Source organism: Nocardia sp. NPDC051981 (genome assembly GCF_040680715.1).
Classification (GTDB): Bacteria; Actinomycetota; Actinomycetes; order Mycobacteriales; family Mycobacteriaceae; genus Nocardia.
Genome location: NZ_JBFAXK010000083.1, coordinates 1 through 1,045, shown reverse-complemented (window position 1 = coordinate 1,045; position 1,045 = coordinate 1). Strand labels below are relative to the sequence as shown.

Genomic DNA, 1,045 nt, shown 5'->3' with positions numbered 1-1,045 from the left:
ACGACCTGTGGTGCGTGTGTGGAGCAGTGTCCGGTGGATATCGAGCATGTCGATCACATCATCGATATGCGTCGTTACCAGGTGCTGATCGAGTCGGAGTTCCCTTCGGAGCTGGCCGGGTTGTTCAAGAATTTGGAGAACAAGGGCAACCCGTGGGGTCAGAACGCCAAGGATCGGCTGAACTGGATCTCGGAGGTGGACTTCGAGATCCCGGTGTTCGGTCGCGATGCTGATTCTTTCGACGGGTATGAGTACCTGTTCTGGGTCGGTTGTGCGGGTGCGTATGAGGATCGGGCGAAGAAGACCACCAAGGCCGTCGCGGAGTTGTTGGCGACGGCGGGTGTGAAGTTCATGGTGTTGGGTCAGGAGGAGACCTGTACCGGTGACTCGGCGCGTCGTGCGGGTAACGAGTTCTTGTTCCAGCAGTTGGCGATGCAGAACATCGAGTTGTTGAACTCGGTGTTCGAGGGTGTGGAGCAGGCCAAGAAGAAGATCGTGGTCACGTGTGCGCACTGTTTCAATGCGCTCAACAACGAGTACCCGCAGGTCGGCGGCACCTATGAGGTGGTGCATCACACCCAGTTGCTCAATCGTCTGGTGCGGGCCAAGGCGTTGGTGCCGGTGTCGCCGGTGGCGCAGAATGTGACCTATCACGATCCGTGTTATCTGGGCCGGCACAACAAGATCTACAACGCGCCGCGTGAGTTGATGCAGGCCTCGGGGTCGAGGTTGGTCGAGATGCCGCGTCACGCCGAGCGTTCCATGTGCTGTGGCGCGGGTGGTGCGCGGATGTGGATGGAAGAACAGCTCGGTAAGCGCATCAACATCGACCGGGTCGACGAGGCCCTCGACACGTTGAACGGCGGTAATGAGCCGTCGATGATCGCGACGGGTTGCCCGTTCTGCCGGGTGATGTTGACCGATGGTGTGACCGCCCGTAAGGACGGTGGCGAGGTCGGTCAGGGTGTCGAGGTCGTGGATGTGGCGCAGTTGATGCTGCAGTCGATCGACCGTGTCGAGGCCGCGACGCTGACCGAGAACCTGA

General features: G+C 60.1%; 1 protein-coding gene. It reads left to right on the top strand.

Going from position 1 to position 1,045, the window contains the following annotated elements; genetic code table 11:
- A partial coding sequence (locus tag AB0L60_RS42500; protein ID WP_364626682.1) for a (Fe-S)-binding protein occupies positions 1-1,045 on the top strand: 1,045 nt, incomplete at both ends.